At 71.9% G+C, this 23,319-nt stretch carries 18 protein-coding genes; 6 read left to right on the top strand and 12 right to left on the bottom strand.

Features of this window, described 5'->3' with window-relative positions:
* Window positions 1-158: 158 nt before the first annotated feature.
* The 3 genes from G446_RS0111505 to G446_RS0111515 form a co-directional block, all read right to left on the bottom strand.
* Window positions 159-557, bottom strand: coding sequence for a VOC family protein (locus G446_RS0111505; protein WP_026410254.1), 399 nt, complete (start codon window positions 555-557; stop codon window positions 159-161).
* Between the two features lie 110 nt (window positions 558-667).
* On the bottom strand, window positions 668-3,127 hold the full coding sequence (purL, locus tag G446_RS17620; RefSeq protein ID WP_034470295.1) for a phosphoribosylformylglycinamidine synthase subunit PurL: 2,460 nt from the start codon (window positions 3,125-3,127) through the stop codon (window positions 668-670).
* A 1,669-nt stretch (window positions 3,128-4,796) separates the two neighbouring features.
* Window positions 4,797-5,306 (bottom strand): TM2 domain-containing protein, encoded by a 510-nt coding sequence (locus G446_RS0111515; protein ID WP_026410255.1) that lies wholly within the window; start codon window positions 5,304-5,306, stop codon window positions 4,797-4,799.
* Window positions 5,307-5,572: 266 nt separating this feature from the next.
* On the opposite strand from G446_RS0111515, the gene G446_RS0111520 reads away from it, so the two are divergent.
* Window positions 5,573-7,000 carry a glycosyltransferase gene (locus G446_RS0111520; RefSeq protein ID WP_026410256.1) on the top strand — a complete coding sequence of 476 codons (1,428 nt, stop codon included), beginning with the start codon at window positions 5,573-5,575 and terminating at the stop codon, window positions 6,998-7,000.
* Between the two features lie 700 nt (window positions 7,001-7,700).
* Here G446_RS0111520 and purQ read toward each other — a convergent pair.
* The 6 genes from purQ to purD form a co-directional block, all read right to left on the bottom strand.
* A complete protein-coding gene (gene purQ / locus G446_RS0111525) occupies window positions 7,701-8,399 on the bottom strand; it encodes a phosphoribosylformylglycinamidine synthase subunit PurQ (protein ID WP_026410257.1) in 699 nt (232 codons plus the stop codon).
* Window positions 8,396-8,662, bottom strand: coding sequence for a phosphoribosylformylglycinamidine synthase subunit PurS (locus G446_RS0111530; RefSeq protein WP_026410258.1), 267 nt, complete (start codon window positions 8,660-8,662; stop codon window positions 8,396-8,398). Before G446_RS0111530 ends, purQ begins: the two co-directional genes overlap by 4 nt.
* Window positions 8,663-8,715: 53 nt before the next feature.
* Entirely contained in the window at window positions 8,716-9,339 is a 624-nt protein-coding gene (locus G446_RS0111535) for a hypothetical protein (RefSeq protein WP_026410259.1), read from the bottom strand.
* A 308-nt stretch (window positions 9,340-9,647) separates the two neighbouring features.
* Complete coding sequence (locus G446_RS20085; RefSeq protein WP_026410260.1) at window positions 9,648-10,304, bottom strand: hypothetical protein; 657 nt, start codon at window positions 10,302-10,304, stop codon at window positions 9,648-9,650.
* A gap of 10 nt (window positions 10,305-10,314) precedes the next feature.
* On the bottom strand, window positions 10,315-11,235 hold the full coding sequence (locus tag G446_RS17625) for a phosphoribosylaminoimidazolesuccinocarboxamide synthase (RefSeq protein ID WP_034470299.1): 921 nt from the start codon (window positions 11,233-11,235) through the stop codon (window positions 10,315-10,317).
* 30 nt (window positions 11,236-11,265) lie between these two features.
* On the bottom strand, window positions 11,266-12,519 hold the full coding sequence (gene purD / locus G446_RS0111550; protein WP_026410261.1) for a phosphoribosylamine--glycine ligase: 1,254 nt from the start codon (window positions 12,517-12,519) through the stop codon (window positions 11,266-11,268).
* Window positions 12,520-12,743: 224 nt separating this feature from the next.
* Here purD and G446_RS0111555 point away from each other — a divergent pair, with 224 nt between their 5' ends.
* The 3 genes from G446_RS0111555 to G446_RS0111565 all read left to right on the top strand — a co-directional run bounded on the left by G446_RS0111555 (window position 12,744) and on the right by G446_RS0111565 (window position 17,452).
* Window positions 12,744-14,117 carry a hypothetical protein gene (locus G446_RS0111555; protein ID WP_026410262.1) on the top strand — a complete coding sequence of 458 codons (1,374 nt, stop codon included), beginning with the start codon at window positions 12,744-12,746 and terminating at the stop codon, window positions 14,115-14,117.
* 123 nt (window positions 14,118-14,240) lie between these two features.
* The gene (locus tag G446_RS0111560; protein WP_026410263.1) at window positions 14,241-15,590 is read left to right on the top strand and encodes a hypothetical protein; all 1,350 of its coding nucleotides are present in this window, start codon (window positions 14,241-14,243) and stop codon (window positions 15,588-15,590) included.
* 800 nt (window positions 15,591-16,390) lie between these two features.
* Complete coding sequence (locus G446_RS0111565) at window positions 16,391-17,452, top strand: NAD(P)-dependent alcohol dehydrogenase (protein WP_026410264.1); 1,062 nt, start codon at window positions 16,391-16,393, stop codon at window positions 17,450-17,452.
* 298 nt (window positions 17,453-17,750) lie between these two features.
* Here G446_RS0111565 and G446_RS0111570 read toward each other — a convergent pair whose 3' ends face one another.
* On the bottom strand, window positions 17,751-19,598 hold the full coding sequence (locus G446_RS0111570; RefSeq protein ID WP_026410265.1) for a phosphoenolpyruvate carboxykinase (GTP): 1,848 nt from the start codon (window positions 19,596-19,598) through the stop codon (window positions 17,751-17,753).
* A 217-nt stretch (window positions 19,599-19,815) separates the two neighbouring features.
* On the opposite strand from G446_RS0111570, the gene G446_RS17630 reads away from it, so the two are divergent.
* Window positions 19,816-20,790: an LppM family (lipo)protein gene (locus tag G446_RS17630; protein WP_051285961.1), complete on the top strand. Its 975-nt coding sequence runs from the start codon at window positions 19,816-19,818 to the stop codon at window positions 20,788-20,790.
* A 107-nt stretch (window positions 20,791-20,897) separates the two neighbouring features.
* A complete protein-coding gene (locus G446_RS0111580; RefSeq protein WP_156916639.1) occupies window positions 20,898-21,764 on the top strand; it encodes an LppM family (lipo)protein in 867 nt (288 codons plus the stop codon).
* 282 nt (window positions 21,765-22,046) lie between these two features.
* On the opposite strand, the gene G446_RS0111585 is transcribed toward G446_RS0111580, so the two are convergent.
* Window positions 22,047-22,589, bottom strand: coding sequence for a hypothetical protein (locus tag G446_RS0111585; protein WP_156916640.1), 543 nt, complete (start codon window positions 22,587-22,589; stop codon window positions 22,047-22,049).
* A 59-nt stretch (window positions 22,590-22,648) separates the two neighbouring features.
* Window positions 22,649-23,319, bottom strand: a 671-nt coding sequence (locus G446_RS17635; protein WP_342664158.1) for a transposase family protein, incomplete at its 5' end; no start/stop codon positions are given.

Genomic DNA, 23,319 nt, shown 5'->3' on the forward strand with positions numbered 1-23,319 from the left:
GCCCGGTGATCGTGCTCGCCGCCTCGATCGTCGAACTGCGCCGCAGTGCCGCCCGCTGAGCCCGGCCCGGGCAGCGCGGAACCGTCGGGGCTCCCGCCCGCCGGCGGTCGCAGGACCGCAGGGGCGGGAGCCCCGACGCCCCGCGGCGCCCGCCGGGTCTACTCCCCGACGCCGGCGCCGTGGAAGACGGCCTCGAGGTTGTGCCCGTCGGGGTCGCGGACGAAGGCGGCGTAGTAGCCGGGGTGGTAGTGCGCCCGCTCCCCCGGTCCCCCGTTGTCGGTGCCGCCCGCCGCCAGGGCCGCCCGGTGGAAGGCGTCCACCTGCTCGGCGGAGGAGGCCGACACGGCGATGTGGCAGGGCGTCGGGTCCTTGGTCGGGGTCAGCCACAGGTCCGGGGGAACCGGGGTCCCCTCCGGCGCCCCCGGTGCGGGCGCGCCCAGGGCGGTGACGGGGCCGAAATCCATGACCACGCGGTAGCCCAGCGGCGCCAGGGCCGCCTCGTAGAAGGCCTTCGAGGCCGCCGGATCGCTGACACTGATGGAGATGTGATCAAGCATGCCGTCACTCTAGACGCCGGGAAGGGCCCGGGAGGTCCCCGCGCGCCCGGCCGCGCTCCCCATCCCCGCCCGGGGCGCGGATCGGCGCAGCGGCCCGGCCGGCGGGCCGCTCACCCGAACAGGGCGGGCAGGGTCGCCCCGACGCGCTCGCGCAGCTCGGCCAGGTCGAGGACGAGCGGGCCGCCCGCCGCGCCATCTGCCGATCCGGCGCCCCCCGGCCCCTCCCCGGCCTCGGCGAGCAGGTCGGTGCCGGAGACCACGAGCATGTCGCCGCCGGTGGTGCCCAGGCGCGCCCAGGCGACGCCCTCGGCCTCGGCCGCGGCGGCCACGGCGGCCACGGCCCACTCGGGCACGGCCACCAGGGCCCGCGCCCCGGACTCGGAGAGCAGGGCGGTGAAGTCGTCGACGCCGTCGTTGCCCTGGAGCCGGGACAGGTCGATGCTGGCCCCCACGCCGTGGCGCGCGACGGCGTCGGCCAGGGCCTGGACGAGCCCGCCGGCGGACAGGTCGTGGGCGGCGCGCACGAGCCGGGCGCCGTCGGGCCCATCCGCCTCGGACAGGGCCAGCAGCACCCGCCCCAGCGCCATCTCCGCCTCCAGGTCGACGGCGGGCGGCAGGCCGCCCAGGTGATCGTGGACCGCGCGCGCCCAGGCCGAGCCGTCCAGCTCCTCGCGCGTGGAGCCCAGGACGACGACGGCCAGGCCCTCCTCGAACCAGCCCGAGGGGTTGGCGCGGCGCACGTCGTCCATGACGCCCAGGACCCCGACGACCGGGGTGGGGTTGATGGAGGAGTCGGGCAGCCCCTTGACCCTGCCGTGGGAGTTGTACAGCGAGACGTTGCCGCCGGTGACGGGCACGCCCATGGCGGCGCAGGCGTCGGCCAGGCCGGTGATGATCTCCACGAGCTGCCACATGGCGTCGGGGTCCTCCGGGGAGCCGACGTTGAGGCAGTCGGTCACGGCCAGGGGGCGGGCGCCCGCGGTGCACACGTTGCGGTAGGACTCGGCCAGGGCCGCGGCGGCGCCGGTGGCGGGGTCGAGCTTGGCGAAGCGGCCGTTGGCGTCGGTGGAGATGGCCACGCCCCGCCCGGTGGCCTCGTCGACGCGCACGACGCCGGCGTCGTCGGGCTGGGCCAGGGCGGTGCCCCCGCGCACGAAGCGGTCGTACTGGTCGGTGACCCAGACGGGCGGGGCCTGGTTGGGGTCGGCGAGGACGGCGAGGACCTGGTCGGCGAGCTCGGCGGCGGTGGCCGGGCGGGGCAGGCGCGAGGAGGAGTCGGCGTTGAGCTCGTCCTGCCAGGCGGGGCGGGCGTAGGGGCGCTCGTAGGCGGGGCCCTCGTGGGCCACGGTGCGCGGGTCGACGTCGACGATGCGCTGCCCGAAGTGGTCGATGGTCAGCCGCCCGGAGTCGTTGACCTCGCCGATGACGGAGGCCTCGACGTCCCACTTGTCGATGACGGCCATGAAGGCGTCCAGATGCTCGGGGGCGACGACGGCCATCATGCGCTCCTGGGACTCGCTCATGAGGATCTCGCCGGCGGTGAGGGACGGGTCGCGCAGCAGGACCCTCTCCAGGTCCACGTGCATGCCGCCGTCGCCGTTGGAGGCCAGCTCGGAAGTGGCGCAGGAGATGCCGGCGGCCCCCAGGTCCTGGATGCCCAGCACGAGGCCGCCGTCGAACAGCTCCAGGCAGCACTCGATGAGGACCTTCTCCATGAAGGGGTCGCCCACCTGGACGCTGGGGCGCTTGGCGGGCATGCCGTCCTCGAAGGACTCCGACGCCAGGATGGAGGCCCCGCCGATGCCGTCGCCGCCGGTGCGCGCCCCGAAGAGCACCACCTTGTTGCCCGCGCCCGAGGCGTTGGCCAGGTGGATGTCCTCGTGGCGCAGCACGCCCACGCACAGGGCGTTGACCAGCGGGTTCTCCTGGTAGGAGGGGTCGAACTCGGTCTCGCCGCCGATATTGGGCAGGCCCAGGCAGTTGCCGTAGCCGCCCACGCCGGCCACGACGCCGTGGACCACGCGCGCGGTGTCGGGGTGGTCCGCGGCCCCGAAGCGCAGCTGGTCCATGACGGCCACGGGCCGCGCCCCCATGGAGATGATGTCGCGCACGATGCCGCCCACGCCGGTGGCGGCCCCCTGGTAGGGCTCGACGTAGCTGGGGTGGTTGTGGGACTCGACCTTGAAGGTCACGGCCCAGCCGCCCCCGATGTCGACGACGCCGGCGTTCTGGCCCATGCCGACCAGCAGGTGCTCGCGCATGGCCGGGGTGGTCTTGTCCGCGAACTGGCGCAGGTGGATCTTGGAGGACTTGTAGGAGCAGTGCTCGGACCACATGACCGAGTACATGGCCAGCTCGGCGTTGGTGGGGCGCCGGCCCAGCAGCTCCTTGATGGAGGCGTACTCCTCGTCCTTGAGGCCGAGCTCGCGGTGGGGCATGGCCCGCTCGGGCGTGGCGGCGGCGTCGGCGACGGTGTCGGGGTGCTCGACGGGCCGGGGGGTCCGCGCCCCGGCGGGGCGGGCGGCGGGGTCGACGGCGGACTCGGGGGGCTGCGGCTGCTCGACGGCCATGGGTGCTCCTGGATGGGGACGGAAGGACCGCGCCCCAAGATACCCGCGCCCGACGGCGTCGGCGCGCCCGGGGATCCGGCGAGCCCGGGGACTGGCACGTCCGAGGCCGCACGCCCGGACCCGGCGCGCCCCGCCCCGGCAGCGGGCGCCCACCCCGCCCCGGGAGTCGAAGCCCACCACAATTACGCCATCGGCGGCGGCAGAAGGCGTCCACCCCGCCCCGGGGGTCGGAACTCCTGACGCTCCTTGTGAGGGTGCTTTCTCACGGCACGCTCCGCCCCGGGGGAGTCGAATTGGTGATGTCACCTGGGCTCGCATTGTGCGAGGCGGGCTCGCAAGAATCGAGCGCAGGCGGATTCCGTCGCGCTGAGCTCGCACGGCGCGAGCCGGGGTGGACTCCGTCGCGCTGAGCTCGCATTACGCAAGCCGGGCCCAGCCCGCACCGGCCGGGCCCGCGCCCGAGGGCGCGTTTCTTAGTGCGGTGGCAATTCCCGCGGGGCTCCCGCCCGGAGCAGGAAGGTTATTCAGGGGTGGTTTTGAAGACGTGGAGCGTGAAGGTCGTGGTGACGGTCCGGTCGTCGGGACGGCTCCCCGCCCTGCCCCGCTCCGCCCCTGCTGGTCGTCTTGCATGGTGGGACGGCGTCTCGCATGTCGTGACGCGGCCGGCTCGCGAACACGTCACTCAACCCGCGAGATCGTACCTTAACCCGCGAGCACGTACCTCTAGCAGACGTTCTCGCGGGTTAAGTGACGATCTCGGCGGTTACCCGACGTTCTCGCGGGTTACCCGACGATCTCGCGGACCCCGGCGCCCGACGCCGCCGCGCCCCGGACGCCGAGACGCGCACTCCGCCCTCGAGAACGACGATCGGACCACCGTGGTCCAGCGGAACGCAAGTGGTCCAAGGAGAACGCCGCCATGAGCCCGCTGAATAACCTTCCAGGTGTGTTGTTCCGTGCGGGGCTCGCCGATGCAGGGATCGTCCGCGCCCAACCCTTTCAAACGCACCAGGAGGCGACTCGGGCAGACCATGACGGACGGCCCCGCGCTCCACGTCCCCGCCGCCCTCACTGAGCCCTTCTCACCGGGGGTCGTGGTCAGTGGGCCGGGGTCGGCGCGGGGCGGCGCGGACGGAAGCCGTTCGGGGTGGTGGGGGCGGGTCGGTCCTGTGCTCGTCGAGATGTGCATTCTGCTCTCGAGAGGTGCATTTCGCCGTCGAGATGTGCAGTTAGAAGTGCACGCTCGAGTGCAAAATGCACGTCTCGGCGCTCGGGGCGGTGCGGGCCGGGCCCGGCTTGCGTAATGCGAGCTCAGCGCGACGGAGTCCACCCCGGCTCGCGCCGTGCGAGCTCAGCGCGACGGAATCCGCCTGCGCTCGATTCTTGCGAGCCCGCCTCGCACAATGCGAGCCCAGGTGACATCGCCAATTCGACTCCCCCAGGGGTGCAAGGGTCCGAGGAGCCCCCGCCGCGGGCCCGCCGCCACAACCAGGACTTCCCCGGGGGCGCGAGGGGCGCCCGTCCCACGATGGCCGTTCTGACAGACGGCGGGGACTTCCCCGGGGTGCGGGGCGTTGAGGGCGCGGGCAGGCAGGGCGCCGACTCGCCTGCCCGACTCCCCCGGGGGCGCAGAGCCGGGCGGGCCCAGGGGCTGCCCGGGAGCACAGCCCTACTGGAGCGAGCCGTCCTTGGACACGAGGATCATGATGAACTCGACGAACGCCCAGATCCCGTTCGCGGCGATGATCAGCCAGGCGAGGATGAACGCGCCGCCGAGGGTCGCGATTTCAGCGTCGGACGGAGTGTCGTAGACTGGGAGGCTCGCGGCGTTCGCCATCATGGCCACGGCCATGATGGCGCATATGATGACGCCAAGGATGAGCACTATGTGGCCGAAGCCGCGGCCCGTCTGCCCGCGGTAGAAGTTGTGGGCACCGATCTGACCCAGGAAGAAGGCCAGCAGCGCGGCGGTGGTCCTGGACTTGGGAACGACGTAGGGCCCGTAGGCGACGGGGACGTAGGGCTGGACGTAGACGGGCTGGGCGTAGGGCTGGTCCGCCGCAGGGTAGACGGGCTGGTTGTAGCCGGTGGCGTAGGGATCGGGGTACGCGGGCTGGTTGTAGCCGGTGGCGTAGGGATCGGGGTACGCGGGCTGACCGTAAGGAGATGGTGTAGTCATGAGTCCTCCGTCGACTGCGGGCCTCGACATCGGCCCTGAAGCACCCCCTATCGTGGTACTTTGACGGGCTCGGAGCAAGCAGGCGTTCATCCGCCCGCGAGCACAGCGCCCCGGACGCGGTGCGCCATGAGTCGGGCCAGGCGAGGAGGCCGGTCCGCGAGCAGAGACCCCGTCCGCGAGCAGAGTCTCTTGGCCGGACGGCGCCGCGCGACACTCCAGGGGCCCAAGGCGCTGCGCCTCACAAGTGTTCGGGGCAGGATCAGAGCATGAGAACCATCGATCTCGCCCCGCTGCCCCTGTCCGATCTGGAAAGCCACCTCGACGAGGTCGCCGTACGGCGCCTGCGCGGCGGCGTCGACGCCGCCCACGGGCTGCTGGGGGGGCGGACCATCTGGACGGTCACGCCCTCGGCCGTCGCGGGCTCCGGCCCCGCCGAGATCGTGGCGCCGCTCGTCGGCTACGCCCGGGGCCTGGGCATCGACGCCCGCTGGCTGACGCTGGACGCCCCGGCCGAGTTCCTCACCATCTCCTCCCGCCTGCACGCCGCCATGCACGGCGACCGCGGCGACGGCGGCAGGCTCGCCGACAAGCAGCGCGACATCTACGAGCACGTCCTGGCCTCCAACGCGGACAACGTCGTCGACGAGGTCCGCGAGAACGACGTCGTCATCCTCCACGACCCGCCCACGGCCGGCCTGGCCAAGGCCTTCAAGCAGGCGGGCGCCGTCGTCATCTGGCGGTGCCACGTGGGCGCGGCGCACACCGGCGAGGAGGGGCAGCGGGCCTGGGCCTTCCTCGACCGCTACCTGGAGGACGCCGACCTGGTCGTCGCCTCCCGCCCGGAGTACCTGCCGCCCTACATCGAGGAGGCCCGCTGCTCCATCCTCACCCCCTCCATCAACCCGGACTCGCCCAAGAACCGGGTGCTGGACCTGGACGAGTCCTGGTCGGTGGCGCGTCTGAGCGGCTTCTTCGACGGCCAGGCCCCCTTCGAGGCCGTGCCCTTCATCCGCGAGGACGGGCGTCCGGACGCCTTCCGAGGGCTGAAGGACGACGGCGCGGATGCGGGCTTCGGCGCCCCGGTGCCCCAGGGCGCGCGGATCGTCACCCAGGTCCAGCGCTGGGACCGGCTCAAGGGCGGCCTGGAGCTCGTCGAGGCCTTCGCCTCGCAGATCGACGCCCTGCCCGCCGACGCCCACCTGGTGCTCGTGGGCCCCAGGCCCGACCCGTCCCGGGAGGCGGCCGCCGCCAGGGTCCTGGGCGAGATCGTCTCGCGCGCGGGCACGCTGCCGCACGCCGCGGCCCGGCGCATCCACGTGCTGGCGGTGCCGACGACGGACCGGGAGGTCAACGCCACCATCATCAACGCGATCCAGCGGATCAGCGCCGTCGTCACGCAGCGCTCGCTCGTGGAGGCCTTCGGGCTGACGGTGGCCGAGGCGATGTGGAAGAAGGCGCCGGTGGTCGCCTCGGCGGTCGGCGGGATCCAGGACCAGGTCGAGGACGGCGTGTCGGGCATGCTCGTGGACCCGCTGGACGCCCAGGCCTGGGCCGAGGCGGTGCGGGACCTGCTGCTGTTCACCGAGCGGGCCGCGGAGATGGGCGACGCCGCCCACGAGGCGGTGCGCCGCCGCTTCCTGCCCGACCGCCACCTCCTGGAGGTCCTCGACGCCATCGGCCGCGCCTCGGAGTGAGGGGCGGGGCGCGGAACGGGCCGCGCCCCTCGGCACCACGGTACCCGGCAGAACGTCGAGGCCGCCGCTCAGCCCGTGGTCGCCGCGCCCCGGCATCGCGATGCCCGGCCCCGGTCTCGGCGGACCCGCGCTCCGGGCCGTCCCCCCGCCGTCGGACAGTTATCCACAGGCTGTGTCCACAGCCTTGTGCACACAGGTGCGCGAACCAGGCGATGGCGCCGTTCGGCCTGTGGACGCCCGTTCCCGCGCCGATCCGGGCCGCCGTCGCGGGGCCCGAGCCGGCCCCCGGCGCCGTCCGACCCCCTTTATCAAAGACCGAATCATCCCGTCAAATCGTTGGAATCCCGGGCCTTCCGGGGGCTGCGGCGGAAGCGGGCCGACGGCGGGCTGCGCCACTGCGCCATTCGCCCCGCCTTCGGAGCCGGGGCGACGGCGATCGGAGGGCGAACATCCGGATCCGCGCCCCGGGTCTTCGGGGGACGAGGCAGTTATCCACAGGCCCGCGGGCCGTGTGGGGATTATCGCCCAGGACTCCCCCGGTACTCCCCCGGCCGGCGACGCACTCAGACCCTGGGGCGGATGGCGGCGTCCAGCGCCAGGAAGGCCGCGCCGATGGCGCGCCGGGCCCGCCGGAGGCCGACTCGCGCCGCGGCCCCGGCCGGCGCCGCGCCGAGCGCGCTTCCGGCCGCCGGGACAGCGCTCAGGCCCCCACCAGCGCGCCGATGACGGAGCGGAACAGGCGCAGCCCGTCGGTGCCCGTGCGGGGCCCCGCCTCGGAGTCCGGGCCGAACCCCGGCTCGACGGCGTGCTCGGGGTGCGGCATGAGGCCCACGACATTGCCGCGCCCGTTGCGCACGCCCGCGATGTCGTGCGCCGAGCCGTTGGGGTTGCCCCCCACGTAGCGGAAGACGACCAGCCCCTCGCCCTCCAGGCGCTCGATCTCCTGCGGGGAGGCCACGAAATTGCCCTCGCCGTTCTTGAGCGGCACGACGATCTCCTCGCCGGCCTCGAACAGGCCCGTCCAGGCGGTCGTCGTCGACTCCACGCGCAGGCGCTGCTCGCGGCACACGAACCTCTGGCGGTCGTTGCGGATGAGGGCGCCGGGCAGCAGGTGCGCCTCGGTGAGGATCTGGAAGCCGTTGCAGATGCCCAGCACCGGCATGCCCCGCCCGGCGGCCCCGATCACCTCGTCCATGACGGGGGCGAAGCGGGCGATCGCGCCGCAGCGCAGGTAGTCGCCGTAGGAGAATCCGCCGGGCACGACGACGCCGTCCACGCCGCGCAGGTCCGCGTCCTTGTGCCACAGCGCCACCGGCTCGGCGCCCGCCAGGCGCACGGCCCGCAGCGCGTCGACGTCGTCGAGGGTGCCGGGGAAGGTGATGACGCCGATGCGGGTCACGCCGACGCCCCCTCGGGCTCGTCGGCGCGCACGGCCACGACGTCCTCGATGATCGGGTTGGACAGGAGCGTCCGGGCGGCCCGCTCGGCCGCCTCCAGATGGGCCCGTGTCACCGGCCCGTCGACGCTCAGCTCGAAGCGGCGCCCCTGGCGCACGGCGGTGAACTGGTCGAAGCCCAGGCGCGGCAGGCCGGCGGCGACCGCCTTGCCCTGGGGGTCGAGGATCTCGGGCTTGGGCATGACCTCGACGACGATGCGTCCCATCGGTCCTCCTGGGTGCGGGGTGGAAGCGTCCGCGCCCACACTACCCGGCCGCCTCAGGGGTGTCCCAGCCAATCGCCCGCCAGGTGCACGGCCATGGCCCCGCCGACGGCCAGGCCCCCCGTGCCCAGCAGCCACGGCGGCCCCAGGACCAGGGCGATGACGGCGCACACGACGGCGCCGGCCAGCATGAAGCCGCCCACCGCCCCGGCCACGCCCGCGGGGGCGTGGGAGGACTGGTCGAAGGTGGACGAGCCCATGATCGGCGCCGGCCCCGGCTCCATCTCCACCGGGGCGCCGGCCGTGTCCGCCGCAATGCCCGCCGCAACGCCCGGAGCCCCCGCGGCACCGGCGGCGCCCCCCGTCCCCGGCCCCAGGAGCCCGGCGACCGGCGCCCCGGCGGGGAAGGCGACGCGGGAGGCCGTCAGGCCCGCGGCGGCGTCGATGGGGCGCGGCGACCACCGCTCCTCCTCGCGGCGCAGCGGGCTCCCGCCCGCCCAGGCGAGGTAGCCGGCCGCGGAGACCAGCCCCGCCCCGCCCAGGACGACGACGAGCCACGGCGGCACCCACGGGTGCCCCTCCCCGGCGGCCGTGGCCAGGTTCATGGCCGACCACGTCGCCAGGGCCAGCCCCACCAGGGCGAAGGCGACGCCGCTGAGCCTCTGCTTGCGCACGGCCACGGGCCAGGGCGTGCGGGCCCTCTGCCCGGGGGTCGGCGCGGGCGCCGCCGGACCGCGCCCCACGCCCCAGTCGGGCCCCGTTCGGGCTCCGGCGACGGGTGCGCCGGCAACGCCGGCCCCGCCCCGCGCAGCCGCGCCCGTCGCGGTGAACCGTTTTGATGACGAAGTTGAGTCGGCCCCGCCCCGCGCAGCCGCGCCCCGAGCGGGGGCGCCCGGCGCCGCCGCCGGACCCGGAGCCGAGGAGCGCGGCTCCCCCCAGTCGACGGGCCCGCGCTCCTCATCGGGCGGGCGGCCGGGCCGCGGCGGCGTCATCGCAGCACCTGCCCCAGGATCGAGGCCAGCCCCAGGGCCATGAGCACGAATCCCAGCGCCCCGGCCAGCAGCTGGGCGACCCGCAGCAGGGCCTCGCCCGTCGTCGTGCCCGCCAGGCGCTCGTCCGCCGCCCGTCCGACCCCGCTGGCCGCCAGCGCCGTGGTCACCGGGCCGGAGACGACGTCGAGCGTGGTCAGCTCCCGCCGACTCGACGCCGGCACCGCCAGCGCCCCCGCGGTCGGGCGCGTCATGAGTGCGCCGGGCTCGGCCCCGGAGCGCCCGGCCGGGCCCGGCCCGCCCTCCCCGCCCCGGGCGCTCTCGGCCCGGGCGCGCTCGGCCCGACGGCCCGCCCGGGCGCGGCTGCGCTCCAGGCGCAGGCGCGGGGCGTTGACCACCACTGAGCGCGCCGGCACCCGCAGCGCGACCACCAGGCCGGCCCCGACCAGGACCAGGGCCGCCCCGCCCAGCAGCCGGGAGACCCCCATGACGCCCAGCGCGCTGCTGACGGCGGCCGCCAGCGCGAGCACGACGATGAGGACGATCACCACCAGGGCCACCACGAACCCGGGGCCGGGGGCGAAGGAGGCGGTCGGCTGCGGGGGCCGGGGGGTCTCGGAGGGCGGGTGGGGCGAAGCCTCGTGCGGCGCGGTCATGGCGGGCGCCTCACAGGGCCAGGGGGGCGCCGGTGAGGCGCTCGTAGGCCTCCAGGTAGCGGGCCCGAGTGCGCTCGACGACGTCGGCGGGCAGGGCGGGCGGCGCCTGCCCCGAGGCCCGGTCCCAGCCGGAGGCCGGGGAGGTCAGCCAGTCGCGTACGTACTGCTTGTCGAAGGAGGGGGCGGGGCGGCCCGGGACCCAGGCGTCGGCGGGCCAGAAGCGGGAGGAATCGGGGGTGAGGACCTCGTCGCCCAGGACGAGCCCGCCGTCGGCCCCGGAGCCGAACTCGAACTTGGTGTCCGCCAGGATGATGCCGCGCTCGCGGGCGATGGCGGCGGCGCGCGAGTACAGCTCCAGGGTGGTGGCGCGCAGGGCGGCGGCGACGTCGGCGCCGACCATGTCGACGACCCGCTCGAAGGCGATGTTCTCGTCGTGGGCGCCCACGGCGGCCTTGGCGGCGGGGGTGAAGATCGGCTCGGGGAGCCTGGAGGCCTCCGTCAGGCCCTCCGGCAGCGCGACGCCGCACACGGAGCGGCTGCGCCGGTACTCGACCAGGCCGGAGCCGGTGAGGTAGCCGCGGGCCACGCACTCGACCGGGTGCATCTCCAGGCGGCGGCAGATCATGGCGCGCCCCGCCACCTGCCGGGGGACGTCCAGGCAGACCAGGTGGTCGTCGACGACGCCCTCCAGCCGCTCCAGCCACCAGACGGACATGGCGGTGAGCACCCGGCCCTTGTCCGGGACGGGTGTGGGCAGGACGTGGTCGTAGGCGCTGATGCGGTCGGAGGCGACGACGAGCAGGACGTCCCGGCCGGCCCACGGTCCGTCGTCGGCGGGGACGTAGACGTCGCGGACCTTGCCGCTGGAGAGGTGCCGCCAGCCGGGCAGGGGCGGAGCGGCGGGGAGGACGGGAGGGGCGCTGTCGCTCATGGGCCCATCCTGCCACCGGTGCCCGGCCGCTCAGCGGTCCGCGGCGATGTCGGTGCGCACCTGGGCGCCGTCGAGGTGGATGAGGCCGATCGCCTCGTAGGCGCGGGCGCGGGCGGCGGCGACGCTGCGCCCCGTGGCCACGACGGACAGGACCCGCCCGCCGGTGGCGATGAGCCGGCCGCGGTAGTCCCGGCCCGTGCCGGCGTGCAGGACGTGGACGTCGGGCAGGGCCTGGGCCTGGCCGACGCCGGTGATCCGCCCGCCCCGGTCGACCTCGCCGGGGTACCCGGGGGCGGCCAGGACGACGTCGACGGCGGCGTCGTCCGACCAGGTGGGGGCGGGTGCCTCGTGGAGGCGGCCGGTGGCTGCGGCGTGGAGGAGCCCGGCCAGGGGGGAGGTCAGGCGCGCCAGGACCGCCTGGGTCTCAGGGTCCCCGAAGCGCACATTGAACTCGACGACCCTCAGGCCCTGCCCGGTCAGGGCCAGGCCGCAGTAGAGCAGGCCGATGAAGGTGGAGCCGCGCCGGGCCATCTCGTCGACGACCGGCTGGGCGATGGTCGTGACGACCTGCTCGGTCAGGTCCTGCGGCGCCCAGGTCAGCGGGCTGTAGGAGCCCATGCCGCCGGTGTTGGGGCCGGCGTCGCCGTCGCCCAGGCGCTTGTAGTCCTGGGCGGGCGCCAGGGGGACGACGGTGGCGCCGTCGCACACGCAGAACAGGGAGATCTCCGGCCCGTCGAGGTAGTCCTCGACGAGGACGCGCCCGCCCTCCCGGGCCAGGCAGGCCAGGCCGTGGGCGAGGGCCTCGTTGCGGTCGGAGGTGACGACGACGCCCTTGCCGGCGGCCAGGCCGTCGTCCTTGACGACGTGGGGGGCGCCGAAGCGGTCGAGGGCGGCGTCGAACTCGGCGAAGGTGGAGCACACGGCGGCCTCGGCGGTGGGCACGCCCGCGGCGGCCATGACCTCCTTGGCGAAGGCCTTCGAGCCCTCCAGGCGGGCGGCCTTGGCGCCCGGCCCGAAGACGGGGATGCCGGCCTCGCGCAGGGCGTCGGCGACGCCGGCGACCAGCGGCGCCTCGGGGCCGACGACGACGAGCTCGGCCCCCATCTCGGCGGCGAGGGCGGTCACGTCGGAGGCGGAGGAGGGGTCGGCCTTGAAGGTCGTGGCGATCTCGGCGATGCCGGGGTTGCCGGGGACGACGACGAGTTCGGTGGTGGCAGGGTCAGCGACGAGGGCGCGGGCCAGGGCGTGCTCGCGCGCGCCGGAACCCAGAAGCAGGATCTTCACGGCGCCAGCCTAGATGATGAATGCCGCATCACCCCTCCGACCCGGGAATTGCAGCGCGTCCGATACCGATGGCCCGGGGCCGACGGCGATGGGCGGGCGGGTCCGGCGGGCAGTGGCCCGCACCCGCCCGGCAGGCCCCATGGGGAGATCGACCCTGACGAATCCGCGCGATGGCGCCATATGCTGGGGCGAGCAGATCGGCCGACAGGAGACGGAGGAGAGACGTGAACCGCACCGTGAACCCCGAGGCGCAGGTGGCCGACCGCGTGGCCTCGCTCCTGGGCACAACGCTCACTGAGGAGGGCGTGCACCGCTTCCTGCTCGACGTCGCCGACATCCTGGGCACCGAGTCCTTCGCCGTCTACGGTACGGAGCTCTTCTTCCGCTGGGCATGCGGAGACCGCTACGTCGAGATCACGCCGGATCCCTCGTCCTCGGATGAGGGATTTTCCCTGCGCGTCATCTCCTTCGACCGTGAACGGGCCATCGACATTGCCGAGTACCGATACTTCGATAGCAGAAGTACTGATGATGATGAGTGGCCACCCTATGTGTGGACGGTGGAGCTCGGAAGGACCGGGTTCAACGATTGGGGACCCGGCACTGATTACGCGATCACCTGGGATATGTTCGACCAGACCATCGCAGTCATCCTCCAGGCCCTGCCCGACAACCTGGCACTCATACCGCCGCAGTGGCGCCGCCCTCTTACTCTCCGCTGGGACATGGGAGCCTCGGGCCTGGGCCTCGTCTCCTTCACCGGTACGGTCGAGGGCATCACGGTCACCGTCGAGTCCAGCGGGGAGAAGGTGCTCATCCCCCGAGCACTCCTGGGGAGTCAGGTGAAGATGGGCGACGTCGTCGCCGGCCTCGCCGGGGGGCGGCCTCTGGCGGATATCCGCTTCGCCGGCTCCGAGGGCTTCGGCAACGCCCACTATCAAGAGTTGTACGTGGCGACCCCCAGCGGGAACGAGTCCGGTTGGGCCAAGGACGTCGTCGACTTCCTTATCCAGGAGCACGAGGAGGGTCGCCCTCGAGCGGCCATGACGATGGAGGACCTCCGGCAACTGGCCGCCGCACCTGCGGCCGCATCATCGGACGCCACTGTTGACGAACCCGAGCAGTCTCAGTTGCGCTGGACCACTGTGCCGATGAAGATCGGCCTGTCCATCCCCGCTGTCCTCCACGTCGTCGAGCAGGTCATCGCGGGCGCCGCCATGGAGGATGTTCTGACACGGCTCGGCGGGCAGCCGGGATTGCGGTGGGATGAGCCGGTTCTGAGAGGAGATGGTTGGTTCGCGAGTCCTTCCCCGAAAGGCGCAGGCTGGGAGATCGAGGTGGTCACCGACCCGGAGGAGGATGAGGGGGAGAACCTGTGCTTCGATAAGCGTCACCTGGCCGACTACGCCTGGCGGATCACCCAGGCCCTGGAGCAGCGCTACGGCCCCCCGTACGGGATGCACACCACCAACGACGGATTCCTCAAGCGCCTGTTCCAAATCGGAGAGTACGGCGTTGAAGTGTGTACTACCGGTTTCCGCACTGTGACGGTCGAGATCGGCTCCTTCGAGACGCTCGCCCACTACTGGTGCTGGTGACACGGGACAGTACCCGGCGCCTGCCCGGCAGGCCACCATGGGGAGATCGACCCTGACGAATCCGCGCGATGGCGCCATATGCCGGGGCGATCCGCTCGGCGAAGCAGCAGACGGAGGAGAGACGTGAACCGCACCGCGAATCCCGAGGCGGAGATGGCCGACCGCGTGGCCTCGCTCCTGGGCACCGCCCTGACCGAGGCGGACGTGCACCGCTTCCTGCTCGACGCCGCCGACATCCTGGGCACCGAGTCCTTCGCCGCGTACGGGCCCGACTTGCGCTTCCGCTGGCGGCTCGGGGAGCGGGTCGTCGAGATCGAACCGTACTACGGCTCTCTGACTGGCGAATTATCCTTGTACGTGGACTCCTACGACCCCGACTACCCCATCTATACCGACGAGTATGAGAGCTTCGAGTGGGCCGACGCCGCGGACTACCCGTACCTGTGGACGGTGGAGCTGGGAAGGGCGCCGTTCAATGACTGGGGCCCCGGAGAGGCATACATCGTCAACTGGGACATGTTCGAGGAGACCACGGCCAAGACTCTCGGCGGCCTCCCCGACAACCTGGCACTCATGCCGCCGCAGTGGCGCCGCCCCTTCGCCCTCCGCTGGGACATGGGGGAATCCGGACTGGGAATCGTTGCCTTCACCGGCTCAGTCGAGGGACTCACGGTCACCGTCGAGTCCACCGGGGAGCAGGTGCTCATCCCCCGCGGTCTCCTCGGCAGCGAGCGAAGCCGGATCAGCATGCGCGACGTCGTCGCCGGTCTGGCCGGTGGGCGTCCCCTCATGGATATCCGCTTCGCCGGCTCCGAGGGCTTCGGCGACTACGGGCTTCTCGCCGCCAGCCCCAGCGGGGACGAGGACGATATGGACAAGGACGACATCGAGTTCCTTCTGGAGGATCGGGGACGGGACGAGCCCAGGCGCGCGATGACGATGGATGAGCTTCGTCGGCACATCACCGCGCTCGCCGCGACCGGTACGAGCAATCAGCCGTCCCTCCAGCCTCGGGTGGAATGGGAGATCGTACCGATGCGAATCGGACTGACCATTCCCCAGATCCTCTCCATCGTCGAGCAGGTCCTCGACGGCACCGCCGTCAAGAGAGTCCTCAGGCGGCTTGGCGGTCGCCCGAGCATCCGGGAGCTCTGCCCCGTCCTGCGCGGAGACGACTGGCTCGCGGAACGTTCGCACTTCACCGGCATCTGGAGTATTGAGGTGGTGACTAAGCCGAAGGGGAAGCGACTGCGCTTCGACCATCGCCACACGGCCGACTACGCCCGGCGGATCGCCCAGGCCCTGGAGCAGCGCTACGGATTCCCGTACGGCATGCGCACCGACAACGACGGATTCCTCATGCGCCTGTTCCAGGTCGGGGACCACGGCGTCAAGGTGACGACGGGATTCAGCTCGGTGGAGGTCGAGATCGACTCCTTCGAGACCCTGCTGCGGGATTCGTACGGGTACTGAGGGGGCCGGCCGCCTCCTGCTCCCGGGCTCCAGGCCGGAGTCTCAGGTGGGCTCGGGCGAGCTCCTGGGCGCGCAGGCTTCGGCTTCGGGCGTCGCCGGGGCGGAAAAGGTGGCCGGCGCGTGACTTCCGGAGGCGCGGCAGTCCTTGCGCGCCCGGGGAATGGCGTCATTGCGCCGCTTCGGGACGGGAGGTCCGCGGGACGGAAGGTGAAAGATACGCGCCGGCCACCTTTTCGGGTCGCCGGACTGCCCGCCCACCGGTCATCCGCATCCACGGTGAGACGGACGAGGCGAACGGGGCGGAAGAGACGAGTGGGATGGCGGGCCCACGCGCAGCGGTACCCGCGGACCCGTCCGCGCCCGCGTCCGCTACGCCCTTTTCACTCTGCTACGCCCCTTGACCCTCCACTGTACGAGAAAAGGGAGCGCAGCAAAGGTGAAGAGGCGCAGCAGACGGGAAGAGGCGCAGCAGACGACCCGGCATGACCTCCCGCGGACCCCGGGGCCACCGGTCAGAAGCCCCACAGCTCCGGCCGCTGGCCAGGACCCCGCGGCTCCGGCCGCCGGTCAGAAGCCCCACAGCTCCGGCCGCTGGCCAGGACCCCGCGACACCGCCACGCCGGCCCCAGCCCCGCACCGCAGTTTCTACCGGAGAAAGACTCATGAAAAACGAATCCCCTGCCCGCGGGCACTCGGGAGTGGTATACTTATGCATGTCACCGGATCAAGTTCCGGTAGAACAGAGACGAGACGACGGCACGGAATGTCATCTCGTTGAACGGCAGCGAGAAAGGAAACCCATGAGGGGCTACGCAATGCTCCGTATCGGCGAGTCCGGATGGATCGACAAGGAACGACCCGAGTGCGGGCCGCTGGACGCGATCGTCAAACCACTGGCCATCGCCATCTGCACCTCCGACATCCACACCCTGTGGGAGGGCGCCATCGGCGACAGGCACAATATGATCCTCGGGCACGAGGCCTGCGGCGAGGTCGTCGAAGTCGGCGAGCTCGTCAAGGACTTCAAACCGGGCGACCGGGTGCTGGTGCCCGCCATCACCCCGGACTGGAGCTCCCTGGAGGCCCAGGCCGGCTACTCCATGCACTCCGGCGGCATGCTGGCCGGCTGGAAGTTCTCCAACTTCAAGGACGGCGTATTCGGCGAGGTGTTCCACGTCAACGACGCCGACGGCAATCTCGCGCACCTGCCCGAGGGCATGTCCGTGGTGGACGCCTGCATGCTCTCCGACATGGTGCCGACCGGCTTCCACGGCGTGGAGCTGGCGGACGTGGAATTCGGCGACGTCGTCCTGGTCGTGGGCATCGGCCCCGTCGGCCTCATGAGCGTGGCCGGCGCGAACCTGCGCGGCGCGTCGCGCATTCTGGCGGTGGGCACGCGCCCCAAGTGCATCGAGGTCGCCAGGGGCTACGGCGCCACCGACTTCATCTCCTACAAGGAGGGACCCATCGCCGACCAGGTGCTGGCGCTCACCGACGGCAAGGGCGTGGACAGGGTGGTGATCGCAGGCGGCAATAACGACACCTTCATCGAGGCCGTCAAGGCGGTGAAGCCCGGTGGCAGGATCGGCTGCGTGAACTACCTCGGCTCCGGCGATTACGTGCGCATCCCGCGCGTCGAGTGGGGCGTGGGCATGGGCCACAAGCAGATCAACGGCGGGCTGATGCCCGGCGGCCGCCTGCGCATGGAGAAGCTGGGCGCGCTGGTGGCGTCCGGGCGCCTGGACGTGCACCCGCTGGCCACGCACATCTACCACGGCTGGGAGGAGGTCGAGCCGGCGCTGCTCTGCATGCGCGAGAAGCGGCCCGACCTCATCAAGCCGGTCGTGGTGCTGGAGGAGTAGCGCACCGCCGTCGGCCCCCGCGCACTGCGACGGAGGGGCGGCCCGAGGGTCGCGGACGGACGCCTGGCCGTCGGCCCCGCACTGCGGCGGGCGGCGGGGCGGCGGGCGGGCGGTGAAGCCGCGGCGCCGTCGGCCCCGCCACTGCGCGCGGTGCGGGGTCGACGGCCGGGAATGCGAAGAAGCGGGGGTCCCGCCGGTTCGCCGGCGGGACCCCCGTCGAGTCCCTGAGGAGTCAGAGTTGCAGGAGAGCAGACCCCGAAGTCCCTGAGGAATCAGTGCTCAGGAGAGCAGACCCCGATCAGGCCTCCTTGGCCTTGGCGATGCGCTCGCGGAACTTGGCCAGCTGCTCGGTGACGGCGGCCGGGATCCTGTCGCCGAACTTCTTGAAGTACTCCTCGGTGTCGTCCATCTCGGCGGCCCAGGCGTCGGGGTCGATGTCGTACATCTTGTCCCAGGCGGCCCTGTCGACGTCGATGCCCTCGAGGTTGAAGTCCTCGAACTTCGGGTACAGCCCGGTCACGCCCTCGACGGCCTCGACCTCGCCGCCGGCGCGGCGCACGATCCAGTCCAGGACGCGGGAGTTGTCGCCGTAGCCGGGCCAGATGAACTTGCCGTTCTCGTCCTTGCGGAACCAGTTGACCTGGTAGACCTTGGGGAACTTGTCGCCCAGCTTCTCCTGCATCTCCAGCCAGTGGCCCCAGTAGTCGGCCATGTTGTAGCCGCAGAAGGGCAGCATGGCGAAGGGGTCGTGGCGCAGGGACCCGACCTTGGCGTCCAGGGCGGCCGCGGTGACCTCGGAGGCCACGGAGGCGCCGATGAACACGCCGTGGGCGGGCTCGTACTGCTCGGCGACCAGCGGCACGTTGGTGGCGCGGCGCCCGCCGAACAGGACGGCGTCGACGGCCACGCCCTCGGGGGCCTCCCAGTCGGGGCAGATGATCGGGCACTGCGAGGCGGGCGTGGTGAAGCGCGAGTTGGGGTGCGCGGCCTTCTTGCCGGCCTCGGCGTCGGCGGGCGTGTAGTCGTTGCCCTGCCAGTCGATGAGGTGGTCCGGCAGCGGGGCGTCGATGCCCTCCCACCACACGTCGCCGTCGTCGGTCAGGGCGACGTTGGTGAAGATGGAGTTGGCCTTCATGGTCTCCATGGCCATCGGGTTCGTCTTGTAGGACGTGCCCGGGGCGACGCCGAAGAAGCCGGCCTCGGGGTTGATGGCGCGCAGGCGGCCGTCGGGGCCGGGGCGCATCCAGGCGATGTCGTCGCCGACGGTCTCGACCTTGTAGCCGGGGATCGTGGGCTGGAGCATGGCGAGGTTGGTCTTGCCGCAGGCGGACGGGAAGGCGGCGGTGACGTGGTACTGCTTGCCGGTGCTCTCCTGGGTCAGGCGCAGGATGAGCATGTGCTCGGCCATCCAGCCGTCGCGGCGGGCCATGGTCGAGGCGATGCGCAGCGCGTAGCACTTCTTGCCCAGCAGGGCGTTGCCGCCGTAGCCGGAGCCGTAGGACCAGATCTCGTTGGTCTCCGGGAACTGGGTGATGTACTTCTCATCGTTGCAGGGCCAGGCGGTGTCCTTCTCGCCGGGCTGGAGGGGCGCGCCCACGGAGTGCACACAGGGCACCCACGTGCGGCCCTCGGCGATGAGGTCCATCGCGGCCGAGCCCATGCGCGTCATAATGCGCATGTTGCACACGACGTAGGGCGAGTCGGTGATCTCGATCCCCAGCTGGGAGATCGGACCGCCCAGCGGGCCCATGGAGAAGGGGATGACGTACATCGTGCGGCCCACGTAGGTGCCGTCGAACTTCTCGTGGAGGATCTTCTTCATCTCCGCCGGGTCGTACCAGTTGTTGGTCGGGCCGGCGTCCTCCTCCTTCTCGGAGCAGATGAAGGTGCGGGACTCGACGCGGGCGACGTCGCTGGGCAGTGAGCGCGCCAGGAAGGAGTTCGGGCGCTTGTCGGGGTTGAGGCGGGTGAACATGCCCGACTCGACCATCTCGGTGGTCAGGCGGTCCCACTCGGCGTCGGAGCCGTCGCAGAAGTGCACCTTCTCCGGCTTGCCGAGCTCGGCGAGGCGGACGACGAAGTCGATGACGTCCTCGGGGGCGTTTGCGGGCGCCGCGGCGCGGACATCCTGCGCAGACACAGTCATATGAGTCCCTTCCTTGGAATCTTGCTGACTCTTGCGGTCGGGGCCATCCTCTCGCACAACGGCTCCGGGGGCACATCCCCCTTAGGTCCCAGCGGGTTCCCGGAGGCCCCCCGCCACGGCGGGATCCCCGCCGTCTGACGCCGATTGCGGGCGGTTCGGGAGGGCCGACGGCGGACGGTTCCGCCAGGAGTGAAGGGTTGTGGGCTAGCGTCGGGGGATGACCGCCCCGCTCTCCGCCCCCTCCGTCCGGCGCCGCCTCGCCGTCGTCGCCGCCTGCGCCGCGGCCGCGGCGCTGACCGCCGGCTGCACCGCCCACATGGACATGACGATCTCCCCGGCGGACACCTACGACGTCGTCATGGAGATGCGCGACACCACCGGGACGGTGTTCACCGCCGACACGGACTGCTCCGCCTACGCCGACCCCGCGCTCGTGGGCGAGTTCCGGGGCGCGCAGGTGAGTGCGAGGGCCATCGGGTCGGTCGACGACGACGACGGGGTGGGCTGCGAGGTGCGGGTCACCGGGGTCGCGGTGCCCGGGGCCACGCAGGCCACGCAGGGCGCCGGCCTCGTCGTGCACGACGGCGACCTGTACGTCGTCGACCTCACCGCCCTGGCCGCCGGGTTGACGGGCGGCGGGGCGCCCGGGGCCGCCGGCGGGGAGGACGGCGCCGGCGGGGAGGACGGCGCGAGCGCCGGAGGCGCCGGTCCCGCCGGGGACGGGGCGAGCGGCGCGAGCGCCGGAGGCGCCGGCGCGGGCTCCGGAGCGACGGGTTCGCTGAACGGCGTCGTCGATGCGCGCGTGACGGTCTCCTTCCCGGGGGCGGTCGTCGACGCCGGCGGGGGCCGGGTCAGCGGCTCGAGCGTCACCTGGACCGACCCCGACGTCCTGGCGGCCGGGGTGCGCGCCACCGGTTACGCGACGAGCAACGCGGGCCTGAGCGTCTGGGACCGCTTCTCGGCGTGGATCATCGGCGGCGTGGTCGCCGTCGGCATCGGGGTCGGCGCCGCGGCCTGGCGCCGTCGCCGCGCCCCGTCCGGCTCGAAGGACCGGTCCGGTCCGAAGGGCTCGCCGCGGTCGAAGAGCCCGTCCGGCTCGAAGGGCCGGTCCGACCCGAAGGGCTCGCCGCGGTCGAAGAGCCCGTCCGGTTCGAAGGGGAAGAAGAAGGGGAAGGGCCAACGGAACCGGTAGACCCCTCGGCGGGGATCGGCCGATCCGTGGAGCGGATGGGGAGTATTCCCCATTGCCACGGCGACTGCCCGGTTGGATAGGAGCGGGCTCTTTAGTAGACTTCTGGCATGAGTACGCCCTCCCGTTCCTCCTTGCGTCGTATCGGCGCCCTCGTGATCATCCCGATGATCATGCTGCTGGGCGCCTGCGGCATGAAGACCGATCTCAAGATCCACGACGACAAAGTCGATATGACCATCTTCATGTGGGACTCCACGGACCGGCTGACCGAGGACAGCTGCTCCGAGAGCAGCGGCAGCCAGACCGACATCCCCGAGGGCTCGAAGGTCACCTACAACTTCACCGAGCACGACTCCAAGCACGACGGGCATCCGTCCTGCGAGATGAAGGCGACCGACATCCCGGTCTCGCAGTTCGACGGCAAGGGCGGCAAGGGCGGCCAGAGCGGCCCCTCGGGGGGATCGATCAAGATCACCCACGAGAACGGCCACTACGACGTCACCGTGCCGCTGAACGATACGAGCGACTCGGATCAGCAGGAGATGAAGCAAGCCGGAGTCGAGTTCAGCGTCTCGATCACCTTCCCCGGCAGGGTGACCGAGGCCTCGGGCAACGCCGAGAAGAAGGGCAACACCGTCATCTGGGCCAAGGTCCTGGATGAGAAGGGGAGCCTCCACGCCGTCGGCGAGGACAGCGCGGGGCTCTTCGGGGTGCCATGGCTGTGGATCATCGTGGGCGGGGCGGTCGTGCTGGTCGTCATCCTCGTGGTCGTCATCCTCGTCGCGAAGTCCGGCAAGAAGAAGAAGCCGGCCGCGCCCGGCGCCCCCGGCGGCTACCCGGGTCAGCCCATGGGCTACGCCCAGCCCGGCCAGCAGCCCTACAACCCCCAGCAGCCGGGCTACCCCCAGCAGCAGTACCCCGGCCAGCCGGGCCAGAATCCGCAGCAGCCCTACAACCCCAACGGGCAGTACTGAGCACCGGCTGATCGTCCGCCGCCTTCCCCGCCGCCCCGCCCCGTGGACACGGGTCGGGGCGGCGGTCGCCTTCCCGCTGTTGTCGCGAACGCGCAGGTTTCCAGTCGAACGCGCACCTCCCGGCCGCGCGTTCGACTGGAAACCTGCGCGTTCGCGGAGCCGGGAGTTGGAGTGCTCGGGCGGCGGACGTCCGGTCCAACCGGGCCGGGAGCCCACTCGGGCGTGGTGACCAGGTCGAACACGACGATGTGGAACAGAAGTATGGATGGGGCGGGCGGCGAATCATCCGCATTGCGACGTGTTCCAGTGGGAGGCGGCGATGGGTGTGGCGGCCTTGTCGAAGGTGACGACGCCGGCTTCGATGCGAGCGACGTCGGGGTCGTCGTAGAGGGGCATGGGCTCGTCCATGCCGGGCATGTCGAGCGCGTAGAAGGACATGGAGGCGGCTTCGAGGCCGATGTCGCCGCCCATGACTCCGATGAGGTCGAAGCGGCAGGATCCGTTGACGGGCATCGGCGTGGTGCCTCCGACGTAGTGCCCGCCGAGTCCGCCGGGGGCCAGCCCCATGGGGTGGGACCAGGTGAGGGTGTTGAGGCGGCGGGCGACCAGGAGGAAGGCGTTGCCGATGTCGAGCTGGAGGGATCCGCCGGCGTGGAGCAGAAGGCCCGCGTACTCGCGGCGCACGTCGATGAGCACGTCCATGAGCTCGGACTCGTCGATGGCATTGGGCACCCGCAGCGGATCCGCGTCGGACTCGATCGGGGGAAGGCTCGCGAGCCCGCTCACGGGCGCGTACATGAGCTCGCGCATCGTCAACGGCCCCATACGACCGCTTCTCGCCGGCGGAACTGTCATTATCAACGCCTCAGTCCCTAGAAGGTTATTCAGGGGGTGGCCTTGAAGGAATAGAGTGCGAGTGCCGCGGTGATGGTCTGCTCGAATGTTTCCAGGGGTCGGCGGTAGGGCGTGTGGAGGATTCTCCAGGACTTGATGTGGGCGATGGTGCGCTCGACGACCTGGCGGATCCTGTTGACGCTCCTGTTCTCCTCCTTCGCCTTCTCGTCGAGTTCGCCGTTGGGGGGCTTCTTATGGGGCGTGATCATCCCCCTTCCGATATAGCCCTTGTCGCCGATCCACCCGGAGGGATCCATTCCCTCCAGCAATCCGGAGGCGTCCAGGGCCGCCACATCGTGCATGGACCCCGGATAAGGATCGGAGGCCCACACGAACCCTCCATCGAGCCGGACCAGGATCTGGACGTTCATGCCCGCGCTCCCGTGCTTGACCGACCACAGATCGCGGCGCCCGCGCCAGTCCAGGCAGGGGAGGAGGGTGCCGTCCACCACGTAGTCGCAGTCCCGGGGCACCTCCTCGGCGGTGAGCAGCAGGACCACCAGGGTCCGGGAGAGCGCCTCCGTCAGGGCCTTGATGGCCCGCGAAACAGTGGGCTGCGACACGCCCAGGATCTCTCCGATCACCGCCTGCACGATGTTCTGACGCAGGTACATCAAAGTCGCCCGCAAAGACCCGGACAGGCCCAGGATCGGCGGATAAC

It is taken from the genome of Actinomyces dentalis DSM 19115, assembly GCF_000429225.1.
Taxonomy (GTDB): Bacteria; Actinomycetota; Actinomycetes; order Actinomycetales; family Actinomycetaceae; genus Actinomyces; species Actinomyces dentalis.

Coding starts and splice junctions, on each gene's coding strand:
- G446_RS0111505 (WP_026410254.1), bottom strand. CDS start 557: ATGCTTGATCACATCTCCATCAGTGTCAGCGATCCGGCGGCCTCGAAG.
- purL (WP_034470295.1), bottom strand. CDS start 3,127: ATGGCCGTCGAGCAGCCGCAGCCCCCCGAGTCCGCCGTCGACCCCGCC.
- G446_RS0111515 (WP_026410255.1), bottom strand. CDS start 5,306: ATGACTACACCATCTCCTTACGGTCAGCCCGCGTACCCCGATCCCTAC.
- G446_RS0111520 (WP_026410256.1), top strand. CDS start 5,573: ATGAGAACCATCGATCTCGCCCCGCTGCCCCTGTCCGATCTGGAAAGC.
- G446_RS0111530 (WP_026410258.1), bottom strand. CDS start 8,662: ATGGGACGCATCGTCGTCGAGGTCATGCCCAAGCCCGAGATCCTCGAC.
- G446_RS20085 (WP_026410260.1), bottom strand. CDS start 10,304: ATGACCGCGCCGCACGAGGCTTCGCCCCACCCGCCCTCCGAGACCCCC.
- G446_RS17625 (WP_034470299.1), bottom strand. CDS start 11,235: ATGAGCGACAGCGCCCCTCCCGTCCTCCCCGCCGCTCCGCCCCTGCCC.
- G446_RS0111565 (WP_026410264.1), top strand. CDS start 16,391: ATGAGGGGCTACGCAATGCTCCGTATCGGCGAGTCCGGATGGATCGAC.
- G446_RS0111570 (WP_026410265.1), bottom strand. CDS start 19,598: ATGACTGTGTCTGCGCAGGATGTCCGCGCCGCGGCGCCCGCAAACGCC.
- G446_RS17630 (WP_051285961.1), top strand. CDS start 19,816: ATGACCGCCCCGCTCTCCGCCCCCTCCGTCCGGCGCCGCCTCGCCGTC.
- G446_RS0111580 (WP_156916639.1), top strand. CDS start 20,898: ATGAGTACGCCCTCCCGTTCCTCCTTGCGTCGTATCGGCGCCCTCGTG.
- G446_RS0111585 (WP_156916640.1), bottom strand. CDS start 22,589: ATGGGGCCGTTGACGATGCGCGAGCTCATGTACGCGCCCGTGAGCGGG.